This is a genomic window from Halomicrobium mukohataei DSM 12286, from assembly GCF_000023965.1.
GTDB classification, from domain to species: Archaea; Halobacteriota; Halobacteria; order Halobacteriales; family Haloarculaceae; genus Halomicrobium; species Halomicrobium mukohataei.
Window position 1 is genome coordinate 1176094 of the sequence record NC_013202.1, and the last position, 21387, is coordinate 1197480.

At 65.9% G+C, this 21387-nt stretch carries 22 protein-coding genes and 3 pseudogenes; 15 read left to right on the plus strand and 10 right to left on the minus strand.

What is annotated here, in order from left to right; genetic code table 11:
• The first annotated feature begins 157 nt into the window (after positions 1-157).
• Positions 158-1402, plus strand: coding sequence for an aminotransferase class V-fold PLP-dependent enzyme (locus HMUK_RS05900; protein ID WP_015762210.1), 1245 nt, complete (start codon positions 158-160; stop codon positions 1400-1402).
• A 342-nt stretch (positions 1403-1744) separates the two neighbouring features.
• On the opposite strand, the gene HMUK_RS05905 is transcribed toward HMUK_RS05900, so the two are convergent.
• On the minus strand, positions 1745-2764 hold the full coding sequence (locus HMUK_RS05905) for a zinc metalloprotease (RefSeq protein ID WP_015762211.1): 1020 nt from the start codon (positions 2762-2764) through the stop codon (positions 1745-1747).
• Between the two features lie 270 nt (positions 2765-3034).
• On the opposite strand from HMUK_RS05905, the gene HMUK_RS05910 reads away from it, so the two are divergent.
• A complete protein-coding gene (locus HMUK_RS05910) occupies positions 3035-3715 on the plus strand; it encodes a DUF502 domain-containing protein (protein ID WP_015762212.1) in 681 nt (226 codons plus the stop codon).
• Between the two features lie 74 nt (positions 3716-3789).
• Here the strand turns inward: HMUK_RS05910 and HMUK_RS05915 are convergent, their stop codons facing one another.
• On the minus strand, positions 3790-4581 hold the full coding sequence (locus HMUK_RS05915; protein ID WP_015762213.1) for a hypothetical protein: 792 nt from the start codon (positions 4579-4581) through the stop codon (positions 3790-3792).
• Between the two features lie 106 nt (positions 4582-4687).
• On the opposite strand from HMUK_RS05915, the gene HMUK_RS05920 reads away from it, so the two are divergent.
• The 6 genes from HMUK_RS05920 (at position 4688) to HMUK_RS05945 (ending at position 10052) form a co-directional block, all read left to right on the plus strand.
• The gene (locus tag HMUK_RS05920; RefSeq protein WP_015762214.1) at positions 4688-5008 is read left to right on the plus strand and encodes a DUF5783 family protein; all 321 of its coding nucleotides are present in this window, start codon (positions 4688-4690) and stop codon (positions 5006-5008) included.
• Between the two features lie 333 nt (positions 5009-5341).
• The gene (locus HMUK_RS05925; protein ID WP_015762215.1) at positions 5342-6364 is read left to right on the plus strand and encodes an AAA family ATPase; all 1023 of its coding nucleotides are present in this window, start codon (positions 5342-5344) and stop codon (positions 6362-6364) included.
• Positions 6365-6368: 4 nt separating this feature from the next.
• Entirely contained in the window at positions 6369-6554 is a 186-nt protein-coding gene (locus HMUK_RS05930) for a hypothetical protein (RefSeq protein WP_015762216.1), read from the plus strand.
• Between the two features lie 101 nt (positions 6555-6655).
• Positions 6656-7108: an HTH domain-containing protein gene (locus HMUK_RS05935; protein WP_126967203.1), complete on the plus strand. Its 453-nt coding sequence runs from the start codon at positions 6656-6658 to the stop codon at positions 7106-7108.
• 85 nt (positions 7109-7193) lie between these two features.
• Complete coding sequence (locus HMUK_RS05940; protein WP_394324818.1) at positions 7194-9212, plus strand: heme-binding protein; 2019 nt, start codon at positions 7194-7196, stop codon at positions 9210-9212.
• A 288-nt stretch (positions 9213-9500) separates the two neighbouring features.
• Complete coding sequence (locus HMUK_RS05945) at positions 9501-10052, plus strand: hypothetical protein (RefSeq protein ID WP_015762219.1); 552 nt, start codon at positions 9501-9503, stop codon at positions 10050-10052.
• A gap of 23 nt (positions 10053-10075) precedes the next feature.
• On the opposite strand, the gene sufU is transcribed toward HMUK_RS05945, so the two are convergent.
• Positions 10076-10528, minus strand: coding sequence for a Fe-S cluster assembly sulfur transfer protein SufU (gene sufU, locus HMUK_RS05950; RefSeq protein WP_018257309.1), 453 nt, complete (start codon positions 10526-10528; stop codon positions 10076-10078).
• A 176-nt stretch (positions 10529-10704) separates the two neighbouring features.
• On the opposite strand from sufU, the gene HMUK_RS05955 reads away from it, so the two are divergent.
• Positions 10705-11964 (plus strand): PH domain-containing protein, encoded by a 1260-nt coding sequence (locus tag HMUK_RS05955; protein WP_015762221.1) that lies wholly within the window; start codon positions 10705-10707, stop codon positions 11962-11964.
• Between the two features lie 55 nt (positions 11965-12019).
• Here HMUK_RS05955 and HMUK_RS05960 read toward each other — a convergent pair.
• The 3 pseudogenes from HMUK_RS05960 to HMUK_RS17870 all read right to left on the minus strand — a co-directional run.
• A pseudogene (locus HMUK_RS05960) lies at positions 12020-12905 on the minus strand (IS1595 family transposase).
• Positions 12906-13144: 239 nt separating this feature from the next.
• A pseudogene (locus HMUK_RS05965) lies at positions 13145-13707 on the minus strand (IS1595 family transposase); the annotation flags it as partial.
• A 2-nt stretch (positions 13708-13709) separates the two neighbouring features.
• Positions 13710-14141, minus strand: a pseudogene (locus HMUK_RS17870) (IS1595 family transposase); the annotation flags it as partial.
• Between the two features lie 238 nt (positions 14142-14379).
• Here HMUK_RS17870 and HMUK_RS17530 point away from each other — a divergent pair.
• The 4 genes from HMUK_RS17530 to HMUK_RS05980 all read left to right on the plus strand — a co-directional run bounded on the left by HMUK_RS17530 (position 14380) and on the right by HMUK_RS05980 (position 17030).
• Positions 14380-14535, plus strand: coding sequence for a hypothetical protein (locus HMUK_RS17530; RefSeq protein WP_018257082.1), 156 nt, complete (start codon positions 14380-14382; stop codon positions 14533-14535).
• 251 nt (positions 14536-14786) lie between these two features.
• Positions 14787-15365 carry a magnesium transporter gene (locus HMUK_RS05970; protein WP_015762224.1) on the plus strand — a complete coding sequence of 193 codons (579 nt, stop codon included), beginning with the start codon at positions 14787-14789 and terminating at the stop codon, positions 15363-15365.
• A 1-nt stretch (position 15366) separates the two neighbouring features.
• On the plus strand, positions 15367-15933 hold the full coding sequence (locus HMUK_RS05975) for a magnesium transporter (protein WP_015762225.1): 567 nt from the start codon (positions 15367-15369) through the stop codon (positions 15931-15933).
• A gap of 47 nt (positions 15934-15980) precedes the next feature.
• Positions 15981-17030 carry a nucleoside recognition protein gene (locus HMUK_RS05980; protein ID WP_015762226.1) on the plus strand — a complete coding sequence of 350 codons (1050 nt, stop codon included), beginning with the start codon at positions 15981-15983 and terminating at the stop codon, positions 17028-17030.
• Here the strand turns inward: HMUK_RS05980 and HMUK_RS05985 are convergent.
• Positions 17027-17440: a hypothetical protein gene (locus tag HMUK_RS05985; protein WP_015762227.1), complete on the minus strand. Its 414-nt coding sequence runs from the start codon at positions 17438-17440 to the stop codon at positions 17027-17029. The genes HMUK_RS05980 and HMUK_RS05985 overlap by 4 nt on opposite strands.
• 80 nt (positions 17441-17520) lie before the next feature.
• On the opposite strand from HMUK_RS05985, the gene HMUK_RS05990 reads away from it, so the two are divergent.
• On the plus strand, positions 17521-18426 hold the full coding sequence (locus tag HMUK_RS05990; RefSeq protein WP_015762228.1) for a lamin tail domain-containing protein: 906 nt from the start codon (positions 17521-17523) through the stop codon (positions 18424-18426).
• A gap of 61 nt (positions 18427-18487) precedes the next feature.
• Positions 18488-19591, plus strand: coding sequence for a molybdopterin-dependent oxidoreductase (locus tag HMUK_RS05995; RefSeq protein WP_015762229.1), 1104 nt, complete (start codon positions 18488-18490; stop codon positions 19589-19591).
• On the opposite strand, the gene HMUK_RS06000 is transcribed toward HMUK_RS05995, so the two are convergent.
• Genes HMUK_RS06000 through HMUK_RS06010 form a run of 3 tightly spaced genes read right to left on the minus strand, consistent with a single transcriptional unit; the run spans position 19592 to position 21224 of the window.
• Positions 19592-20224 (minus strand): HAD family hydrolase, encoded by a 633-nt coding sequence (locus HMUK_RS06000; RefSeq protein ID WP_015762230.1) that lies wholly within the window; start codon positions 20222-20224, stop codon positions 19592-19594.
• Entirely contained in the window at positions 20221-20637 is a 417-nt protein-coding gene (locus HMUK_RS06005; protein ID WP_015762231.1) for an RNA-binding domain-containing protein, read from the minus strand. The genes HMUK_RS06000 and HMUK_RS06005 overlap by 4 nt, the downstream gene beginning before the upstream one ends.
• Positions 20634-21224: an AAA family ATPase gene (locus tag HMUK_RS06010; protein ID WP_049940753.1), complete on the minus strand. Its 591-nt coding sequence runs from the start codon at positions 21222-21224 to the stop codon at positions 20634-20636. The genes HMUK_RS06005 and HMUK_RS06010 overlap by 4 nt, the downstream gene beginning before the upstream one ends.
• Positions 21225-21387 lie beyond the last annotated feature (163 nt).

Consider the following 21387-nt stretch of genomic DNA (forward strand, 5'->3'; position numbering starts at 1 on the left):
GGTGGCCGGCGGCGGCTCGTACTGCCGTCCGTCCGTCTGGGCGGCATCTCGCGTCCGGAGTCGCGGACGCCTCGAAACAGTGCGAACCGGCAGCACAACGTGGCAACGAACCGACGAACCGAAGGAAAGTTCCCCGTCGGGGCCTACGCTGTAAGTAATGAGTCACAGTGAGACAGAGGCCCTCGACGTCGAGTCCATCCGGGACGAGTTCCCGATCCTCGACCGGGAGTTCGACGGAACGCCGCTCGTGTACCTCGACAACGCGGCGACGAGCCAGACGCCGGACCAGGTCATCGACTCGATCAGTCACTACTACCGACACTACAACGCCAACGTCCACCGCGGCCTCCACCAGCTGAGTCAGGAGGCCTCGATCGCCTACGAGGAGGCCCACGACCGGGTCGCGGAGTTCATCGGGGCGAGCGGCGGGCGCAAAGAGGTCGTGTTCACGAAGAACACGACGGAGTCGATGAACACGGTCGCCTACGCGTGGGGGCTCGCCGAGCTGGGCCCCGGCGACGAGGTCGTCCTCACGGAGATGGAACACCACGCCGCGCTCGTGACCTGGCAACAGATCGCCAAGAAGACCGGCGCGACGGTGAAGTTCGTGGAGGTCGACGAGGACGGACGCCTCGACATGGACCACGCTCGCGAGCTGATCACCGACGACACCGAGATGGTCAGCGTCGTCCACGTCTCGAACACGCTGGGGACCGTCAACCCCGTCTCCGAGCTGGCCGACATCGCCCACGATCACGACTCGCTGATCTTCGTCGACGGGGCGCAGTCGGTGCCACACATGCCCGTCGACGTGGAGGCCATCGACGCGGACTTCTTCGCCTTTTCGGGCCACAAGATGTGTGGTCCGACCGGCGTCGGCGTCCTCTACGGCAAAGAGCACCTGCTCGACGCGATGCAGCCGTACCTCTACGGGGGAATGATGATCGAGAAGGTGACCTTCGAGGACTCGACGTGGCACGAACTCCCCTGGAAGTTCGAGGCCGGCACGCCGGTCATCAGCGAGGGGATCGCACTCGCCGAGGCCTGTGACTACCTCGATTCGATCGGGATGGAGCGCGTCCACCGCCACGGCACGGAACTGGCGGCGTACGCCTACGACCGCCTCCAGGAGTTCGACGACATCGAGATTCTGGGGCCGGGCGGCGACGAACGGGCCGCGCTGGTCTCGTTCGACATGGACAACGTCCACGCCCACGACGTTTCGGAGATTCTCAACGCCAACGGCGTCGCCGTCCGCGCGGGCGATCACTGTACGCAGCCGCTACACGACAAGCTCGGCGTCTCCGCGTCGACGCGGGCTTCGTTCTACATCTACAACACTCGCGAGGAAGTGGACGCGCTGGTCGACGCACTCGATCAGGCCCGCGAGCTGTTCGCGTAGCGGACGAGCATCCGCGCCATAGGCGCGGTTCACCGGTCCGACTGCAGGAGGTCCGGCGTTTTTCGCCCACGTTCGCAAGAGCGCCGCTCTTGCGAGCTCATCAGAGATCGAAGATTTCTGAGGACGTTTTTGCGCAAGCGGTTCGCGAGTACAGCGAGCGAACCCGCAGAGCAAAAAGGTGGTCTCGCAACACTCGCGAGGAAGTGGACGCGCTGGTCGACGCACTCGATCAGGCCCGCGAGCTGTTCGCGTAGCGAGTGGTCCCCCTCACGAGTCGCGGTCCCGCGAGCGAGGTGACACGATCCGTGGGCGAAGGCAGCGGCCGCCGGCCTGAGGGCGGCGTCAGCCGCCGTCACCGGGCTGGTGGCGCTCTCGGGCGACGTACTGCCACTCGTCCCGGCCGAGCCCATCCGTGCCGTTCGAGTAGGCGAGCTGGTCGTACAGCCCGTTGTAGTTCATGACGCTGTCGTACTCCTCGGTGGAGTACGTCTTGCTGTCGACGCCTTCGGCTCGGCCGTCGAGGCCGAAGGCGTGTCCCAGTTCGTGCATGAACAGCGACGCGGTGAGTTTCGGCGCGTCGAAGGTCTGCATCGCGACGATGCCGGGGCGGCCGGCACCGACGTAGCGGGGCTGTCCGTCGTAGGCCACGTCGTCGGCCAGGACGACGTAGTAGTACGCCGAGCCGCTGGCGTCGAAGTGGTCCTCGCGGAAGTCGTACATGTCGTCGCGCGGTCCGGGCCTGTCGGTAGAGTAGACGGTGGCGTTGCTTTCGAGCCCCCGGTCGTCAACGAGGACGTGTATATCGATCCCCGACCCACCGCTCGGGTTCTCGACTGGGGCGTCCGCGAACGTCCGCTCGATCAGGTCGACGGCGGCCTCGCTCAACCGATTCTCGCCGGTCGCGTCGACCTCGACGTAGATGTCGTGTTCGAGCGGGTCGGCGTCGGGGTACAGCGGGTCGTCGACCTCGGTACCGTCCGGGATACCGTCACCGTCCGTGTCGGGATCTGTCGGGTCCGCTCCCAAGCTGCGTTCCCGCTCGTCGATCAGCCCGTCGGCGTCGGTGTCCGTCGCGTTCACCGACGCGGTCGAACCGTCGGGCTCGGTGGTACCGCCGACGCGCTGTCGTCGAATCGCGGCTCCGTCGGTTTCGGCGTCGTCGGCGTCGACCAGCCGCTCGGCCACTGTCGCGCCGCCGGCAGGGCGGACCTGCGTCTCGTCGTCGCTGACCGACACCGCCAGTGTGCCGCTGGCGACCGCTGCGACGACCAGCAGGGCGGTGACGACGTGGATCGGACCCACGCTCACGGCGTCGACGGGCGCGGCGAGTCGACCGCGACCGCCTCGTGGCCGGCTAGCCATCGCTCTCCCCCAGGTGGCTATCAGAACCGATACTAGTGCCCGAGACGGCGTGGTTCGACCACCGACGGCGAACGGGTCCTGTCGCCGCCCAAGCGAGTGAGCGGGCCGACAGAGCGATACGCATACGAATAGAAGGAGGTGACTAACGGGACATAAGACACGCCGTCAAATTATCGGAGCTGATACTGCATCGCTCCGAGCGTCCCGAGCGGGTGGGCACGGCGCGGCGAGTGGCGCTACTTTTTTCCGGGGTGTCGTAAATCACACAGTATGAGCCTGAGTGAGCGGTTGCGGCGCAGTTTCGTCGCCGGCCTGATCCTCCTCGCGCCGCTGGTCGTGACCGTCTACGTAATACGGACACTCGCCAACTGGACGCTCCAGCTCGTGGAACCGATCGTCGCCAGTACGCGACTGGCGAGCTACACCGGCGACGACCAGCTGCTGGCCCAGTTCGTCGCGATCGGTGCCGTCCTCGTCGCAGTGGTCGTGCTCGGCTCGCTCGCACAGCGCAACGCCGGTCGACAGCTGTTCGGCAACGTGGGGCGGATCGTCAACGTCGTGCCGCTCGTGAACACGATCTACACCAGCGTCCGACAGGTCGCCAACTCGCTCGTCGACCGCGACGAGGCCTACGAGAGCGTCGTCCTCGTGGAGTACCCCCGCGACGGGATCTACTCGATCGGTCTCGTCACCGGCGACAGCCCGGTCGACGTAGACGCCTTCGGCGGGGAATCGGTGTACAACGTCTACTTCCCGAACAGCCCGAATCCCACCGGCGGGCGTCTCGCGCTCGTCCCCGAGAGCGATCTCCACGAGACGGACATGAGCGTCAAGGCCGGGCTGCGCCTGCTCGTGACGACCGGCGTCACCGAAGACGGCGAGCCGAAGTCGGTTCCGGCCGTGTCAGGCGAGACAGTTGCGACCCGCGACGAGACCCCAGACCATCGGTAGCGGCGGTTCGCCAGCCGACACACCAGTCTTTCTGGACAGACTGTCGAACAGATGCCCGATCGGCACCGGCCGAACTACGTCCTCGCACCCTCGCCACGCAATCGATGACCGAACACCGCGAGCACCGTCCCCAGAGCGAATCCGACGGCAATCGGTCCCGCCCAGGACAGCACCACGGGTACCGTCCAGCGCCAGATGACTGGCCCGAGCAGTGCGAACAGGACGGCGAGGGTGCCTCCCCGAACGATCACCGTCCGGGGCATCGCGAGGCGACTGCCCCCGAGCACGCCCATACCGTACGCGAGGACCGCGCCCACGCCACAGGCCAGACAGAAGCGAACGACGTGGAGGAGCCACTGAAACGGGTGCAGCGGCGGCAGGTCGCCACGGACGACCGCCCGAACGACGGCGGCGTCGAGGAGCCACGACGTGAGCGGCCAGTACGCGACCGCGACCGCTCCCGCGAACGCGACGACACCACCAGTGAGAAACGAGGCGAATCGGCGGCGTCGCCGCCACGGGCCCGGGAGCGTCGCACGCTGCCACCACTCGAAAGCGAGACGTACCGTCCCGACACAGAGGCCGAGGACCCCGGCGACCAACAACTTCGAGATCAGCACGTCGAACGGCGTGACCGTACCGAGAGTGACAACGGTCGCTTCCGGAAGCCGTCCGGCGAGCGGATCATCGACGAGTGCCGGCCAGACGAACCGGTGGAAGACGACGAGGGAAACGCCAGTCGTGACCAGGCCCTCACGGAACGCGCGCCGGACCACGCCTGGATAGTGCAACGGAGTCGTGAGCAACCGAAAGAGGGCGTCGAGGCGGCCGCAGAGGGAGTGGTCGCTACCGCGACGAGGACACATACCCGTCAGTTGCCCCGAACACACCCATCAATTTTCTGTTGTGTCCGGTCGTGACGACGACCAGGAATTCGATGCCGACTAGTAGCGTCGGCGGCTTGCTCCGGGTATGACCGCGTTCGATCCCGAAAAGTTCGAGGACAAGTACGAACACTACTTCACAGAGCTACAGAAGGCCTACAAGCAGGCCTTCGAGGTGATGAACGACCGCTACGACTCGGAGCTGATCCACGCCATCGACCAGCAGATCCTCAACGAGTCCGAACCGGTCTACGAAGGTGACGGCGAGTTCGGGATCGACCTCCCGGAGGACCCGACCGAACGCCTGACCGCGATCGTCGTCGACGACGAGAAGCTGGAGACCGTCCTGGAGCGCTACGTCGAGGAACTGGAGTCCCAGCATCGGACGATCTTCGGATTCGAGGAGTAGCGAGACGCCGACCGAAGTGCGGTCTCGAAAACGCGAGCGGAGGGCGACCCGCGGGAGAGCGGGCGGTGACACTCCCGCTCGCCGCTTCCGAGGGCCGTGACTCACTCCGTTCGTCACGCCCCTCGCTGCTCACGTGTCGTTCACTTCATTCGCTCCCGCTCGCCGCTTTCGAGGGCCGTGACTCACTCCGTTCGTCACGCCCCTCGCTGCTCACGTGTCGTTCACTTCATTCGCTCCCGCTCGCCGCTTTCGAGGGCCGTGACTCACTCCGTTCGTCACGCCCCTCGCGCGCATCCGGAAAATCCATACCCGTCGCTGGCCAACGACGATTCGATGGACGCACCCCTGTGGACCGAGAAACACGCCCCATCGCTCGCAGATATCCCCCAGCCACAGGCTCGCGAGCACCTCCAGGGCGCGATCGAGGAGCCGATGAACCTCCTCGTTCACGGACCGATCGGGGCGGGCAAGACCGCGGCCGTGCGGGCGCTGGCCGAGGAGACCCACGAGAACCCCGACGCCGACCTCGTCGAGATCAACGTCGCCGACGTGTTCGATCTGAGCAAGAAGGAAGTCGCCAACGACCCCCGGTTCTCGTCGTTTATCGACTCGAAGCGCCGACGTGACTCCTCGAAGGCGGACCTGATCAACCACGTCCTCAAGGAGTCGGCGAGCTACACGCCGATGTCGGGCTCGTACAAGACGATCCTGCTGGACAACGCCGAAGGGATGCGAGAGGACTTCCAGCAGGCGCTGCGTCGCGTGATGGAGCAGTACTACGAGGCGACGCAGTTCGTGATCGCGACGCGCCAGCCCTCCCAGCTCATTCCGCCGATCCGCTCGCGGTGTTTCCCGATCGTGATGCGTGCGCCGACCCACGAGGAGACCGTCGGCGCGCTCGAACGAGTCGCCGAGAGGGAGGGGGTCGACTACGACGCGGACGGCCTGGAGTACGTCGCGGGCTACGCCGACGGCGACCTCCGCCAGGCGGTGCTGGCCGCCCAGACAACCGACGAACAGGCGGGCGAGATCACGATGAACACCGCCTACGAGGCTCTCAACGCCGTCGAGGCCGACGACCAGGTCGAGTCGATGATCGCGGCCGCCGAGGCCGGCGAGTTCACCGACGCGCGTGCGACCCTCGACGATCTGCTCGTCGACGAGGGCCACAGCGGCGGAGACGTGCTCGAAGACGTACTCGCGGTCGTTCGGGCTCGCTACTCGGGCGATCGCGTCGCCGAGATCCATCGGATCGCCGGCCGGATCGACGCCGACCTCGTCGAGGGGACAAGCGACCGGATCCACGTCTCACATCTGCTGGCCGAGATCGGCGAACTCGCCCGGACGGGAGAGTGATCGCATGACCTACTGGGAGAACGTCCTGACGGTCGCCCTCGGAGCGACCCTCGCGTTCGGCGTGGTCGATCTGAGCGGTCGATTCCTCGCGGTCCCGCTGTTCGCCGGCAGTGCTCTCCTCGCGTGGGGCTTGTTTGGCGGGATCGAGGAGGCAGTCAGGCGGGGTCGCGCCGACGAGTCCGAGGACTGATCGGGACCGCGCGGTCGAGACTACTCGACGCTGCCAGGCATGAGCGATATTCAACATTTCCAGCAATACTTTTCAATTGAGTATCAGTAGTACCAGCCGGAATGAGTCAGGTTTCCACCGCGGCGGGATCCGTACAGATCTGCATGCGACGCTTCGCACCGGACGCGGCCCAGCAACGGCAACGAGACGTCCTCGAACGGGTGGAGAAACTGGCCGAGGAGGGCCTCGTCGAGGAGGTGACCCACGAGTGGTGGAGCACGCGCGTCTGTACGCCGGGGACAGACGACAGCGAGGGCTCTTCCTGTCCGATGATCGTCGAGGAACTGCTCGACGCCGCCGATGGAACGTCGATCTCGTTGCAGCCGGCCTTCCGTCGCGCGACGGGCCACGAGACCGCGGACTCGGACGTGCTCTACCTCCCGGTGATCTGCCTGGTCGTGCGCGAGGACGGCGAAGTCGCGGGGATCTATCCGGCCTGTGACGGCCAGACCCACCACCGCGTCGAGGACGCACTCGACCGGATCGAGTCCGGCGAAGGCGTCTCGAACCTCTAGATAGCGGGCCACGGCGGAGGCCGGTATCGGCCACCCGTGGCTCGACATGGGAAGCTTCCTTAGGATCGAAGCAGTAGCTACGGTCATGAAACGAGAGCCGCCACAGACCGAAGAGGGCTGGTACGTGTTGCACGACCTGCGCCACGTCGACTGGGACGCCTGGCGGGCGGCCCCCGAACGGGACCGCGACCGAGCGTTGACCGACGGGATCGACTATCTGGAGTACTTCGAGGCCGTCGAGGACAGTTCGGAGGGGCAGTCGGCGGTCTACACCGTGCTGGGCGACAAGGCCGATCTCATGATCTTGCACCTGCGGCCGACGATGGCCGACCTGGACGCCGCCGAGCGGCAGTTCGAGCAGACCGAGTTCGCCCGCTACACCGAGCAGGCCACCTCCTACGTCTCCGTGACGGAGGCCTCGGGCTACACCGAGAAGGCCCGCGAGTACTTCGACGGCGAGGTCGACGACGACTCCGGGCTGGCACAGTACATCCAGGCCCGTCTACACCCCGACATCCCCGACGAGGAGTTCGTCTGCTTCTACCCGATGAGCAAGCGTCGCGAGCCGGACCAGAACTGGTACGACCTGCCCTTCGCCGAGCGGGCCGAACACATCAAGCGCCACGGTGACATCGGCCGTCAGTACGGCGGCAAGGTCGAGCAGATGATCGCCGGCTCGATCGGCTTCGACGACCACGAGTGGGGGATCACGCTCTGGAGCGACGACATGACCCACGTCAAGGACCTGCTGACTCAGATGCGCTTCGATCCCTCGACCTCGAAGTTCGCCGACTTCGGGCGCTTCTACGTCGGTCGCCGATTCGCGCCGTCGGACCTGCCGGCGATGATGAACGGCCAGCGCGTCCCGTCCGCGGGCGCGAACGCATCGGGAGCGACGACCGACGGACGCGCCCAGCCCACCGACGGAGACCATCCCGGTACCCGCGAGACCGCGACGGCCGGCCAGTCCGGCGACGCGGGCAGTCACGGCGGCGTCCATCCGGGCAGTTCCGCCGAGGGCGACCACCCCCACGACGGCGGCGACGTGGCCAGCCGAGACGGGGAAGCCGACGAGGCGAGCGAGAGCGGCGACGGCCACCCCGATGGCGGCGGCCGTCCAGACCCCGGTGACGCGTCCTACGAGGAGACCGACGACCTCGCACAGCGCCTCGCCACGATGGGGCTGTCCGAGGGCGAGGACTACGACGCTGGCGACTACGGACTGCTGTTCTACTCGGAGAGCGACGCCGAGGCACTGGCCGACGAAGTCGCGGATCTCCGGGAGAGCTTCGACCACTACGACCGCCACGTCGCGACGACCGTGCGCGCCCAGAGCGGCCGGGCGGCCGTCGTGAGCATCTGGACCGCACAGGAAGCCGCCGAGACCGCCGCCGGGTTCCTGGGCGACGTGTCCGGGGTCAGCGACACCTACGGGGGCCGCCTCGGCGAGGGAGCCGCCGACGAGCCCGAGCCGACGACGGCGAACTCCAGCGAGGAGATCCAGCAGCAACTTGCCGATGCAAACGTCTACGCCGGACAGCCGAACGGAGAGGACGTGTTCGCGCTGGTGCTGTACTCCGAGGCCGACCCCGAGACGCTGTCTACCGAAGTGACCGAGCTCACGGAGAGTTTCGATCACTACGACACACACGAGGGCACTGCGGTCTACGAGGCCGGCGAGCCCCTCGACGCCGCGACGGCGGACGCCGACCAGCCCCGAGCGGCCGTCGTCAGCCTCTGGGAGACCCAGAGCGCCGCCGACACGGCGAGTGGCTTCCTCACCGACCTCCCGGGGATCGTCGGCCGCCCCGACGAGGGCGACGGTTTCGGCACGATGGGGATGTTCTACACCGTCGAGCCGGACCACCGCGAGGAGTTCGTCGAGACCTTCGACGAGGTCGGCGAGCTACTCGACGAGATGGACGGCCACCGAGAGACGACGCTGCTGGCGAACCGCGACGACGTGAACGACATGTTCATCGCGAGCCAGTGGGACAGCAAGGAAGACGCGATGGCGTTCTTCCGGTCGGACGAGTTCGCCGAGACCGTCCAGTGGGGCCGAACAGTGCTCGCAGACCGTCCTCGGCACGTCTTCCTCGCCTGAGAACGGCCACGAGTGACGCGAGTGGCCGCTTTTTCGCCACCGGGAGAGCAAGCTCTCCCGAGCCCACACTCGCTTTGCTCGCGTGGACCGCGTTTTTGCGCGAGGGTTCCCGCAACGAACGGAGTGAGTGAAGAAACCCGACGCGGAAAAAGGAGGAGTTGGGGGCGGACGGTGCTGACCGACCGTCCGCGCCACGTCTTCCTAGCATAGCGAGGGGGCACCACGGTCACTCTAACCGCGTTTTGAGCGACGGAACGTACTTTGTCGGTCGAGGCGGTGCGTGCGTGTATGAACCGACGCGGCTTCCTCGCGGCACTGACCGGCGGCGGCCTCGCCGCGGCCAGTGGCTTCTCGACGCATCGACCGCGCCTGATCGATGGCGCGCGGCGCGGTCGGGGTGACCCCGTCTCGGTGACGCGGACGATCACCGACGAGTCGATCACGTACGACGCCGATCGAGGAACGGTCCGCTATCCGACGCTGGTCGGGAGCGACGGGCCGATCGAACACGAGTCGGAACCGTTCGTGCTGTGGGCGAACCGGCGCTGTGCCAGCGTCGGCTCGGAGGTCGTGCTCCCGGCGATCGCGGATCGCGTCGACGGAGAACCGACCGGGATCGGGAAGGGAGTCAGCGGTACGTCCTTCGGGCTGGCGATCACCGTCTCGGCGACGACGACACGCGACCGCGATGGGACCGTCGTCAGCGAACCGAGCGTCCCGCTGGAGCGACTCGTGGCAGTGACGCCAGCGAGCGTCTCCGCCACGATCCAGTTCGACGGGCGAGAACACACCCGCCACGTCCCGGTGTTCGTCGAGGAGAGCGAAGTGAGCTACCTGTAGCGAGGCGAGCGAAAAGTCGGGTGCTACTGGGCGTCGTCGGGCACGTCGGCGTCGTCCTCTTCGGTTCTGGTCGTTTCCACGTCGAGTTCGCCGAAGTAGATGTCCGCGCCGTCCTGTGCGACCTTCTCGGCCAGCACGGCACATTTGACCCGCATCGGGGAGATATCGACGCCGAGCATGTCGACGACGTCGTCGCGGTCCATCTCGTCGAGTTCCTCGATGGACATACCGTGGAGCTGTTCGGAGAGCATCGAGGCCGAAGCCTGGGAGATGGCACAGCCGTCGCCCCGGAACGCCACCCGTTCGATCGTCTCTTCGGCGTCGTCGAGGACGACGTCCATCTCGATGGTGTCGCCACACATCGGGTTCTCGCCGACGTGGGTGAACGTTGGCTCCTCGATCTCCCCGTAGTTGCGAGGACTCTTGTAGTGATCGAGGATCTGCTGTCGGTACATATCGGAGCCGCCAAGACCCATTGTTGGAGGCGAGTAGGGGAGTCCCGGGCAAAAGGGTTCCGGGGCCGCCACAGTCCCGAACCTCCCAGATCGTCCGGCGAAGCCGTCGGATCTGTCGACACGACGACAGACGTTCACGGACGATCACCGAAGAGTATAATTGCAACAGCGTTGTTAATAGTTCTCAAGGGACTTCGATGTTCGATCGAATCAGTGAGCTGTCGAATAAGTCGCTGTCGAACGGTGAGACTCCGTCGGCCGACGAACTCGATGGTGGGCCGCTGGCGTCGCTGCTGGGAGAGGGGGAGACACTGCAACACGTCGTCGCCGGGAACGGTGGGCTCGATCACACGACCAACGGACGCTCGACGTCGATCGAGCCAAGCGGCGGCCACACGGCGTACATGGTGGTCACGGACCGTCGCGTCTACTTCGTGCTCGGCGACGACCCGGAGACGGCCGAGGTAACCTTCCCCCACGCGGAGATCACGAGTGCGGAGTTCAACAGCGGACTCCTCAACGCGACGATACTGGTCAAGATCGCCGACGGCTCCGTCCGGTTCACGCCCAAAGACGCCGATCAGGGGGCGACGGTCACCGACTACATCGAACGGATGGCCACCGCCTGGGGGGAGTTCGACGCCGCTCTGACGGACGCACGGAACACGATCGAGGAGATCGAACAGCGACTCGCCAGCGGCGAGGAGACCTCGCGGCTCGTCCAGGGTGCCAGATCCTACATCTCGAACGCCCACCACGCCGCCACCCACGACGACGACGCGCCCACGGAGCGCATGACCGAGCTGATCGAACCCGTCGAGAACCGACTCGACCAGCTCTGTGTGGCCATCGACACCGAGCAAATCGAGTCGCTGCTGGCCGAGGCCCGCCAGGCCAAGGTCGAGGGCGACCACGAGACGGCTTTCGGAACGCTCGCTCGCGCTCACTCGACGATCGCCGACGGGCGCAAGGCCGTCACCGACGGCGGGGTCCTCGACGCGATCAACGAACTGGGATCGACCTACGACGAGCTCGTACAGATGACCTTCGAGGACGCGACGGCGGCCTGCCACCGCGGGCAGTCGACGGACGATCCCGCGGACGCGGTCGACGCCTGGCGGGAGGCACGCCAGCGCTACCGGGCCGCGCTCTCTGCGGACTGGGACGGCGAGGCGAGCGTCAGCGCCAAGGCCCTCGAATTCCAGCTTGCGTGGGTGACCCAGCGCCTGATCGACGCCCACATCGACTACGGCGACGCGCTCGAAGCCGAGGGCGACGAGATCGACGACAGCGACGAGGCGACCGACCGCTACGAACGAGCCAAACGACAGCTCACCCGCGCACGAGAGCTCGCGAGCCAGCACACGTACGCGACCGCGCCGGTCTCGACGGAGCGACTCGACGGCATCGAAGAGAAGATCGAGCTCGGAGCGTGGCAGTGGGGCGGGACCGAGTAGCCCATCGTTGTCGGTACAATATCCCGAACGCTCTTGTGAAGCACGTTGTTGATTTTCAGAGTGCGGCGTTGAGAGCATGTTTGAGTGCTTCGTCACCTGGTTTTCTGTAGAGTTCACGGCGGAGTTCGAAGGCTCTGAGATACGGCGTTAGCTTGTCTTTCGAGACGCCTCGATGGGGGCGAGAGCCACCGTCGCGTCAGCGACGCGTGGCTCTCGCAGCCGTTGACGTGTACTTCGCCATCAGCGTATTCACCGTCGCTGTGGACGACGTATTTGCGGGTGAATGAGTCGTCGTCTTCTAGTGGGTCGTAGGCCCGAAATCCGTCCGTATAGACGGTCAGTGACTCCTCTTCGTGGTCAGCAAGCAGGAGTCGAACGGTCGATTCGTCAGCGGATTTCGCTGGCACGACGTACCGCTCGTCCGAACCACGATCGACGAGCGTGAACACCGGCGGTTTGTCGCCGTCGTACGATCCCCGTCCACGCGTGGACAGGCCACGCGAGCGCGACTCCTGGTCACGCTCGCGGCCTTTGAGACCAGCAGAGACGTACACTTCGTCGATTTCGACCGGTCCAGACAGCGTAATCGAAGGCGCGTCGAGAGTTCTGGCGAACTGCTCGACGTGCCGTCTCACCGTCCGGTAGGAACAATCAAGCTCTGCCTCGATTTGCCGAATACTCGTGTTGAACCGTAAGAACACGTAGATCGTGAAGTACCATTCTTTGAGCTTCAGCTTCGAGTGAGCGAAGATCGTGTCGGTCTTGTCGTTGAACGTGCGACCGCAATTCTTACACAGATACCGTTGATACACCCGGTAGCTGCCGTTTCTGACCGTCAGGTCAGAACGGCAGCGGGGGCACTCGACGCCATCACGCCAGCGAACCTGTTCCAGCAGGTCCGCTGCAGCCGATTCCGACACGAACCGGCTTATTGGGAACATATCGGGCACCGCTAGCGCGGTGCCCTTGCCCTCTTCGACTTTCAGCTCCAGCCATCGCTATCAACAATCTCCTTCGCAAGAGCGTTGAGCTCTTTTTCCCGGTTTTCAGAACACTTCACCGCGGAGCTGAAATGCTTGGAAATACGGTGTACGCTCGTGTGAAGCACGTTGTTGGTAAATCAGAGGACGGTTCGAACGATTTCTTTGAGCGCTTCTTCACCGGGTTTGCGTAGGATTCGTCAGCGAAGTTGGAATACTCTGAGATACGGCGTCAGTTTGTCTTTGGAGACTCCTCGCAGGTATTCACGTGTGCGTCTCCATCCACGTATTCACCCTCGCTGTGAATGACCGCTTCTCGCTGGTAGTGCTCGTCGTCTTCGAGTGGATCGTACGCTCGAAATCCATCAGTATAGCTGGTTAGCGACTCTTCCTCGCAGTCGCCGAGGAGGAGTCGCACGGTCGATTCGTCAGCGGATTTCGCCGAGACAACGTAGCGCTCACCCCTGCCACGATCGACCAACGTGAACACCGGTGGTTTGTCACCATCGTACGATCCTCGTCCACGCGTGGACAGACCACGCGAGCGCGACTCTTGATCGTGCTCGTGGCCCTTCAGCCCCGCAGTCACGTAGACTTCGCCGATTTCGGCCGGGCCAACGAGGCTGATGGCTGGCGCGTCGAGCGTTCTGGCGAACTGCTCGACGCGCCGCCATAGTGACCGATACGAAACGGGGAGTTCAGCGTCCAACTGGTGGATACTCGTGTTGAACCGAAGAAACGAGTAGAACGCGAACAAGAGCTTGTCGGGAGCTTGTCCTCAGCGTATGTTCCACGTCCGCTCGTGAACAGGTCGCACTCGTGGCCCTTGAGACCCACTTTCATGTAGAACTCGTCGGTCTTAACGGGGCTTTCGAGGTATGGTTGAGGCAAGCGCGTTCAGCGCTTGCAGGAAGCGCTGACACGCCGGTGGACCGTCTTGTAAGAAACGTCAATTTCTGCGTCTAGCTGCCTGAGACTCGTGTTCAAGCAGATGTGGATGTAGACGGCGAGAACTCACTTTCTGAGCGCGACCGTATAGTATTCGAAGATTGTGCCAGTCTGATCGTTGAATGTGCGGTCGCAATTATCCCATAGAAGCTCTGAAACACTCGATAACTGCCGTACCGAATCACAGATCGGCACAGTAGCGTGGGAAATAGGCCGTCGCGCCGAGACGAACGCCTTGATTGGCATCATCGTTTGTCGGGTGATACGGTCACGTCACCCTTGCCTGCTGTGACTTCCAGTTACTGGTGAGAACTGACCAACAATCTTCTACCCAAGAGCGTCCAATCATTGTCCTATAGTGTATTGGAATTCAATATTAAACACTCAACACCACCTAGTTAATTCTTCTATATTACTTATACTAAATTATTTGAAGAATAGTTCGAATAGGCGTTAAATATATTCTCCCGGAAATACAATGTACGCTATGAATAGTGAGAAGATACTTATTATCGTGGGTCTGGGCTTCTTTGTCGTAGGGTTGGCTTCGCTCTACGAACCAAAACTCGACATGGCTCTCTCAATGGGATATTTTGTGCTTTCGTTCTATGCCTTTTTCAAATACGTTAGATACAATAGGTGAATTGAGTGTGTGAATGAAATGTATAGAAACTCTCAATAGAATACATTTGACTGTCGTTTTGTTGTTGGTGAAGATGCTGGGTGCTTCTTGAATTGCTGTCTCTCGATCGCCGTTACGTGTGCGTCGATGCGTGGCGTGGATGAGACGGCCCTCACCGAAGGCTCGAATCACAGTCCTGTCCTCCCGCCCGTCTGATCGTCGACTGTATCGAGCCACGGGTGTTTTTGTTGGACCCAACCGTTCGGTCGTCAATGACGGTCCGCGAGGTCGCCGCGGAGGCCTACCGGGAGACGCTCCCGGTGCTGGTGTTGAGTGCGATCGGCGGCCTGTTCGCCGGGCTCGTCCTGGTGGGGATGGAGGCAGAGCTCGCGGCCGTTCCCGGCCTGCTGGTCCTGGTGCCGGCGCTGCTCGCGACGCGGGGCAACGTCTACGGTTCGCTGGGCGCGCGGCTCGGCTCTGCGCTCCACCAGGGTGTCATCGAACCCACGCTCGACTTTGGCGACGAGCGGCTCAACGCCGCCATCGCCGCGGCACTGGCGAACGGCATTCTCGTCAGCGGGTTCGCGGCCGTGCTGGCTGTGGTCGTGCTCCGCGTGCTGGGTAGCGAGTCGGCCGGCCTCGCGACGCTCGTCGCGATCGCGCTGATCGCCGGCCTGCTCTCCGGGCTCTTGCTGACAGTGGCCGTCGTCACGGTCGTCGTCGTCGGCTACCGTCGCGGGCTCGACCCGGACACGCTCGCCGGGCCGGTGGTGACGACGACGGGCGACGTGGTCGGCATCGCGACGATGCTGGTGGCCGCTCGGATCGTGCTCGCCGTCGGGGGTGGCTGAGATGGTCGAGGGGTCGGCCGAGTGGTCGGTGTCCGGCATCGTGCGGACGATGCTCCCGCTGCTGTGCGTGTTGACCGCGATCGAACTGGTCAGCGGACTCGTCCTGGAGTCCTTCGAGGCGACGCTGCTGGCCGCGCCGTCGCTACTCCTGCTCGTCCCGGTGACCATCGGGATGGGCGGGAACCTCGGCAGCGTGCTCGCCGCGCGGCTCTCGACGGCGTTTCACCTCGGCCTGCTCTCTTTTTCGCCGACGGACGACCGCCTCGCGGGCAACGCCGTCGCGACGATCGGGCTCTCGCTGACGGTCTTTCCGCTGGTCGGTGCCGGCGCGTGGGGGCTGACCGCCGTCGTCGGCGAGACGGGGCTCACACTGGCCACCGTGGTCCTGATCGCGCTCCTGAGCGGCCTCGTACTGTCGGTGCTTGCCGTCGTCGTCACCGTCGTCACGACCTACGCGGCCTACCGCTATCGGCTGGACCCGGACGACGTGGTCGTGCCCGTCGTCACCAACGTCTGTGACGTGCTGGGCGTGCTGGTGCTGTTCGGCGTCTACCGGGTCGTGGCGTGATCGGCCGGGACTGACGCGCCTTTGCTCGTCAGGTCCTCAGCACCGCCGTGCAGTCACACGTCGCCCTCCAGTCGGTCGGGCCGGTCGTCGATCTGCTCTGGGGGACGGTGCTCCCGCGGGTGGGAACCATCGCCGTCACGCTGGCGCTGGGCGTGTTCCTCGCCGACCTCGCCGTCGCCTTCGGGATCGTCGAGTACATCGCGACGCTCTCGAAGTACCTCACCGAACCGGCGAATCTCCCTCGCGAGGTCGGGACGGCGATCCTGGCGACGACGGCCTCGCCGACCGCGGGCTACGGGATGCTCGCGGAGTTTCGCGAGTCGGGCGTACTCGACGACCGCGCGACGCTGGTGGCCGTCACCATCAACACGTTCTTCGGGTTCGCCCAGCACATCTTCACCTTCTACGCGCCCGTCCTGATCCCGATTCTGGGGCTCCGAGTGGGACTGCTGTACGTCGGCGCTCGCGCGGCCATCTCGCTGGCGATCACGCTCGTTGGCATTCTCGCAGGCGCACTCTTGCTCTCGAATCGCAACGTCGACCGCAGCCGGATGCCCGAGGTGGCGGACCCGACCGAGGAGCACGGCACCGCTCGCGAGAAGCTCCGGGACGCGGCGGCGTCGACCGCCGAGAAGCTCCGGGACATCCTGCCGCGCCTGCTGGTCATCTACGCGATCGTTGCGGTGCTGGTCGCGTGGCGCGAGATCCCCGCACTGGTGACGCTCGTGGCGGTGCTGAGCGAGTCGAGCGCTGGGGGTATCGTCCCGTCGCTCTCCGAAAGTGTCGGCACGTTCACAAGCGCCGTCGGGCTGCCAAGCGCCGCCGTCGGCGTCGTCGCGGTCTACACCATCGACACCACCAACGGCTCGATCGTCCTCGCGCCGTTCGTCGAGAACGGGACCTTCACCCCTCGTCAGGCCGTCGCGACGATGCTCGTCGGCGGGATCGTCTCCTTCGCCGTCTCGACGTTCAAGCGCTCGATCCCGTTCCAGTACGGCATCTGGGGCGCGGAGTTCGGTTCGAAAGTGATCGCCGTCAACACGACGCTGAAGATCGTGTTCATCGCACTCGCGGTGGTCCTGTTGCTCGTCCCCTAGACGAGCGGCCCCAGTCCGCCCCGATCGACGAACCGATCGGTCCCGTACCGGACGAGCGCCTCGGCGAGGCCGGGCACCAGTGCGAACCCCAGCAGCAGCGGCCAGACGACGAGGTACGAACTGAGCGGATGGAGGTGGGTCCCGTAGGCCCACTGGTGCACCGTCTTGCCCAGCAGCCAGAGCGTCGCGGCCGCCGGTGTGACCAGCGACAGTCGGACGAGCAGGTACAGCGGGACGGCACCGATCAGGAAGAGGCCGACGAGGGCGTAACCGACGCCGAAGGCGGTCGCGGCCACGTCGTCGGTCGCCCAGTACACGCCGTTCGCGCGCAGCCACGCGAACACGACGGCCGCGTAGACGATACCACCGACGGCGGCGATGACGCGAGGGTCGCGGAGCCTGGAGGGCATCGTCCGTCACTGCAGCCCCCTCGCACATCAATCTCGTCCCGACGCTAGAGCTTTGGGTCTCCCCGGCCACCGGCCATACGATGGACCGTCGGCGCTCACTGCTCGTCGCCCTGGTGGCCCTGGCCGCCCTCGCCGGCTGTCTCTCGGGCGGGCCACAGACGCCAGCCGCGCCCGGCGACGCCGTCCCGGCAGGGAGCGACACCGTCAACGCCACGGTCACCCGCGTCGTCGACGGCGACACCGTCGAGATCCGATACGACGACGGGACGTTCGACACCGTCCGGCTGCTCGGGATCGACACCCCCGAGACCCGCGGCGGGACGAACCCCGCGGAGTTCGAGGGCGTCCCCGACACCGCGGCCGGCCGGGCCTGTCTCGAACGGGCCGCCGGCAACGCGACCCGCGCCCTCGAAGCCCTCGTCGGCGGCGAGCCGGTCGTCGTCGCTGTCGACCCGCAAGCCGACCGACGGGATCGCTACGATCGACTGCTGGCTCACCTCGTCGTCGACGGCGTCGACGCCAACGAACGGCTCGTCGAGCGGGGCCACGCGCGGGTCTACGACAGCGCGTTCTCGCGCTCGGACCGGTTCTACGAGCACGAACGGGCCGCGCGGGACGCCGGCCGCGGCGTCTGGGCCTGTGTGGACCCCGCCACGCCGACTGGCGGCGTCGGCCTCCGGGTCGTCGCCGACGCCCCGGGCGACGACCGCGAGAACCCCAACGGCGAGTACGTCGTCGTCTCGAACTCCGGGGGCGACCCGCTCGCGATCGGCAACTGGACGGTCACCGACGAGGCCGGCCACAGGTACACCTTCCCGCCGGGCGCGACGGTGCCCGCGAACGGTTCGGTCCGACTCTACTCCGGTTCGGGGACCGACACCGCCACCGAGTTCTACCGCGGGAACGGCCCGATCTGGAACAACGACGGCGACACCGCCACCCTGCGCGCCGCGAACGGCACGGTCGTCGCCGCGGCGTCGTACTGACCGTCCGCGCGCTTCGCGGGCCGCGCGACACCCACAAACCGATCCAGTCCCAAGCGCAGGTATGCGCCGGCCGGACTGGCTCCCGACGCGGCCGCTCCCCAGACTCGAACCTGGCCCGCGAGTCCTCGACTGGAGCCTCGCGGCCGCGGTCGCCCTCATTCTCGCGACGGGTGTCTACAGCCTCGTCGCGGGCCGGCCCGGACAGGCGTGGGTGTTCGATCTCCACGCGATCGGCGGGCTCGCGCTCGTGGTCCTCCTGGTCTTCAAGCTCCGCAGAGTCGCGCCACGGGTCACGCCCGATCGGCTCACCGCTCCCAGAGTGCTCTCGCTATCCCTCGCATTCGTCACCGCGGCGGCGCTCGCGACGGGGCTGTGGTGGGTGCTTGGCGGTTCCGTCTCGATCGGCCCGTGGGGGCTGTTGAACCTCCACGTCGGCGTCGGGCTGGTCGTCCCGGTCGTCCTCCTCTTGCACCTGCGCCATCGGTTTCACGACCCACGGAACGTGCCGAGCCGCGACCGCCGCACAGCACTGCGGTACGCCGGCATCGCCGGCATCGCGGCCCTGACCTGGCGGAGCCAGCGAGTGCTCAACGACGCCCTCGATACGGCCGGCGCGGACCGGCGGTTCACCGGCTCTCGCGAGGTCGGGACGGACGAGGGCAACGCCTTCCCGCCGACGAGCTGGATGGCCGACGACCCCGATCCGATCGACAGCGACGAGTGGGTCCTGTCGGTCACCGGCCGGGTCGCCAGTCCCGCGACGTTCGGCGTCGACGACCTGGAACTGGACGATCTCGAGGGTGCCGACGAGCGGCGGGCCGTCCTCGACTGCACCAGCGGCTGGTACTCCGAGCACGACTGGCAGGGCGTCGCGGTCGCGGACCTGTTGGCGGCGGTCGAACCGGACGACGCCGCCCGGTGGGTCCAGTTTCGCTCCGTGACGGGCTATCGCTGGTCGCTCCCCATCTCGGAGGCCGAGGACGCACTGCTGGCGACCCACGTCGACGGCGACCGCCTCACACACGGTCACGGCGCGCCGATGCGACTGGTCGCGCCGGCACGACGCGGCCTCCAGTGGGTCAAGTGGGTCGACGAGGTCCGGCTCTCTCGCCGCCGCGAGATCGGCGAGTCGGTCGCGATCTTCGTCAGCGGCTTCGAGGAGTGATCACAGCATCGCGGTGAGGATCGCGAACAGGTCCGTCTCGGCGTCCTCGTACTGCACCGGCACGAAGCCGGCCTCGCGGGCGGCCACCACGTCCGACTCGTGGCTGTCGCCGACCATCACGTACTCCTCGGCGTCGACACGCTCGCGGACGGCGTCGTAGGGGTCGCCGTCGGTCTTGTGCCCGCCCACGTCGTAGGAGATCACCGTCTCGTCGAAGTCTGCGAGGTCGTGGCGGTCGATCTTCGCGCGCTGCCACTCGCCGACGCCGTCGCTACAGACCACGAGCGTCGTCGCCTCGTCCGCGCCCAGTTCCGAGAGGCAGTCCCGCGCGGCCGACGACACGCCGGTCGCCGCGAGCTCCTCGTCTCGCAGCGCCGCCACGAGCGCGTCGACGTTCACGTCGTCGGTGTCGATCTCGGCCTCCGCCAGCGCGGCCCGCATCCCCGCGTGGTACGGCTCCGGCTCACACTCCTCGAACGTATCGAAGAAACCGGTCTCGTAGGCCTCGACCATCTCCTCGGTCGCGGTCCCGATCTCGCGTTCGAAGGCCGTCGTCAGTATCTCGTCGAACGAACGATCGTACTGGACCAGCGTCCCGTCGAGGTCGAAACAGATCGCCGTCGTGGTGGTCATTCGGTGTCGATGGGTGCGCCGTCCTCGGTCGGCGGTGCGATGGCGTCGATGAAGGCCTCGGCCGACGGCTCGGTCACGCGCACCTGGACGTGGATGTCCCCGAGCTCTGCGGGCCCGCCCACCGAGAAGTTGATCCGCCCCTCGAAGGCCGCCTGCTTGTTCAACTCGAATGTGAACGTGTCGTCGTCGAGCGTGTCGAAGAAGACGCCCCGGGCCGTGTCGAGGATCTCCTCGCGGTGGAGCAGCTCCGAGACGTGGCTCATGTCGTGACACTCCGCGACGATCTGGTCGCCCTCGTAGCTGGGATCGGCCGTCGGGAAGATGTTCGTGACGGCGTCGGCGACCCGATCCGTCACCTCGGTGTCGTGGACCGGCGCAGTTACCCGCACGTCGACGCTGTAAACCGCGCTCATGCGTCCCCCTCCGCGGCGTCGTACTGGCTCCGGTAGGCGTCGATGCCGTCGGCCAGCAGCGTCCGCACCTTCGACTGGAACGCCTCCAGACTGTCGGTGTTGTCGATGTGTACGTCGGCCCGTTCCATGGCCGCGTCCATTCCGAAGCCTCGCTCGCGTTCGTCGCGCTCTTCGAGGGATTCACCGCCGTCGTCGCGATCGCCGTCTCGGCCCCGTTCTGCCAGCCGCGCTTCCCGGACCTCGAACGGTGCCTCGATGCTGACCAGCGAGAACGACGCCCCGAACGCCTCCTCGAAGGCGTCGACCTCCACGTCCGACCGGACGCCGTCGACCAGCACCGCGTCGCTCGACGCGAGCTCGTCTTCGATCAGCGGGAGCGACCGCTCGGCGATGGCCGCCGGCCCGTTCTCTTCGCGAAGCGCCGTCGCCACGCGGCCGTGCTCGGTCGCCGGATCCAGCCCGCGGTCCCGACACTCCGCACGGATCACGTCTCCCATCGTCACGACCGGCACGTCCAGCTCGCGGGCGACGTTGGCGGCCTCGCCCTTGCCGCTGCCCGGTAGCCCGACCGTCGCGAGTACTCTCATGGTGCTGGGATAGTCGCAGCCGTCGCTTAAGCACTGTGCTCCACCCGCGACAGCAAGCATATACCTGCCCGCGATCTACCGCAGACTATGGCTCAACGCTCTCTGGTCGTCTGTGCTCTCTGGTTCGTCTTCGACGACCGTTTTCCGCGTCGGGTCTCCTCGC

Excerpts from the sequence above, each read along its gene's own strand:
- HMUK_RS06000 (WP_015762230.1), bottom strand. The coding sequence starts at position 20,224 with ATGACCACCACGACGGCGATCTGTTTCGACCTCGACGGGACGCTGGTC.
- HMUK_RS06010 (WP_049940753.1), bottom strand. The coding sequence starts at position 21,224 with ATGAGAGTACTCGCGACGGTCGGGCTACCGGGCAGCGGCAAGGGCGAG.
- HMUK_RS05920 (WP_015762214.1), top strand. The coding sequence starts at position 4,688 with ATGACCGCGTTCGATCCCGAAAAGTTCGAGGACAAGTACGAACACTAC.
- HMUK_RS05995 (WP_015762229.1), top strand. The coding sequence starts at position 18,488 with ATGCGCCGGCCGGACTGGCTCCCGACGCGGCCGCTCCCCAGACTCGAA.
- HMUK_RS05945 (WP_015762219.1), top strand. The coding sequence starts at position 9,501 with ATGAACCGACGCGGCTTCCTCGCGGCACTGACCGGCGGCGGCCTCGCC.
- HMUK_RS05930 (WP_015762216.1), top strand. The coding sequence starts at position 6,369 with ATGACCTACTGGGAGAACGTCCTGACGGTCGCCCTCGGAGCGACCCTC.
- HMUK_RS05925 (WP_015762215.1), top strand. The coding sequence starts at position 5,342 with ATGGACGCACCCCTGTGGACCGAGAAACACGCCCCATCGCTCGCAGAT.
- HMUK_RS05990 (WP_015762228.1), top strand. The coding sequence starts at position 17,521 with ATGGACCGTCGGCGCTCACTGCTCGTCGCCCTGGTGGCCCTGGCCGCC.
- HMUK_RS05915 (WP_015762213.1), bottom strand. The coding sequence starts at position 4,581 with ATGTGTCCTCGTCGCGGTAGCGACCACTCCCTCTGCGGCCGCCTCGAC.
- HMUK_RS17530 (WP_018257082.1), top strand. The coding sequence starts at position 14,380 with ATGAATAGTGAGAAGATACTTATTATCGTGGGTCTGGGCTTCTTTGTC.
- HMUK_RS05970 (WP_015762224.1), top strand. The coding sequence starts at position 14,787 with ATGACGGTCCGCGAGGTCGCCGCGGAGGCCTACCGGGAGACGCTCCCG.
- HMUK_RS05940 (WP_394324818.1), top strand. The coding sequence starts at position 7,194 with ATGAAACGAGAGCCGCCACAGACCGAAGAGGGCTGGTACGTGTTGCAC.
- HMUK_RS05955 (WP_015762221.1), top strand. The coding sequence starts at position 10,705 with ATGTTCGATCGAATCAGTGAGCTGTCGAATAAGTCGCTGTCGAACGGT.
- HMUK_RS05935 (WP_126967203.1), top strand. The coding sequence starts at position 6,656 with ATGAGTCAGGTTTCCACCGCGGCGGGATCCGTACAGATCTGCATGCGA.
- HMUK_RS05975 (WP_015762225.1), top strand. The coding sequence starts at position 15,367 with ATGGTCGAGGGGTCGGCCGAGTGGTCGGTGTCCGGCATCGTGCGGACG.
- sufU (WP_018257309.1), bottom strand. The coding sequence starts at position 10,528 with ATGGGTCTTGGCGGCTCCGATATGTACCGACAGCAGATCCTCGATCAC.
- HMUK_RS05905 (WP_015762211.1), bottom strand. The coding sequence starts at position 2,764 with ATGGCTAGCCGGCCACGAGGCGGTCGCGGTCGACTCGCCGCGCCCGTC.
- HMUK_RS05985 (WP_015762227.1), bottom strand. The coding sequence starts at position 17,440 with ATGCCCTCCAGGCTCCGCGACCCTCGCGTCATCGCCGCCGTCGGTGGT.
- HMUK_RS05910 (WP_015762212.1), top strand. The coding sequence starts at position 3,035 with ATGAGCCTGAGTGAGCGGTTGCGGCGCAGTTTCGTCGCCGGCCTGATC.
- HMUK_RS05900 (WP_015762210.1), top strand. The coding sequence starts at position 158 with ATGAGTCACAGTGAGACAGAGGCCCTCGACGTCGAGTCCATCCGGGAC.
- HMUK_RS06005 (WP_015762231.1), bottom strand. The coding sequence starts at position 20,637 with ATGAGCGCGGTTTACAGCGTCGACGTGCGGGTAACTGCGCCGGTCCAC.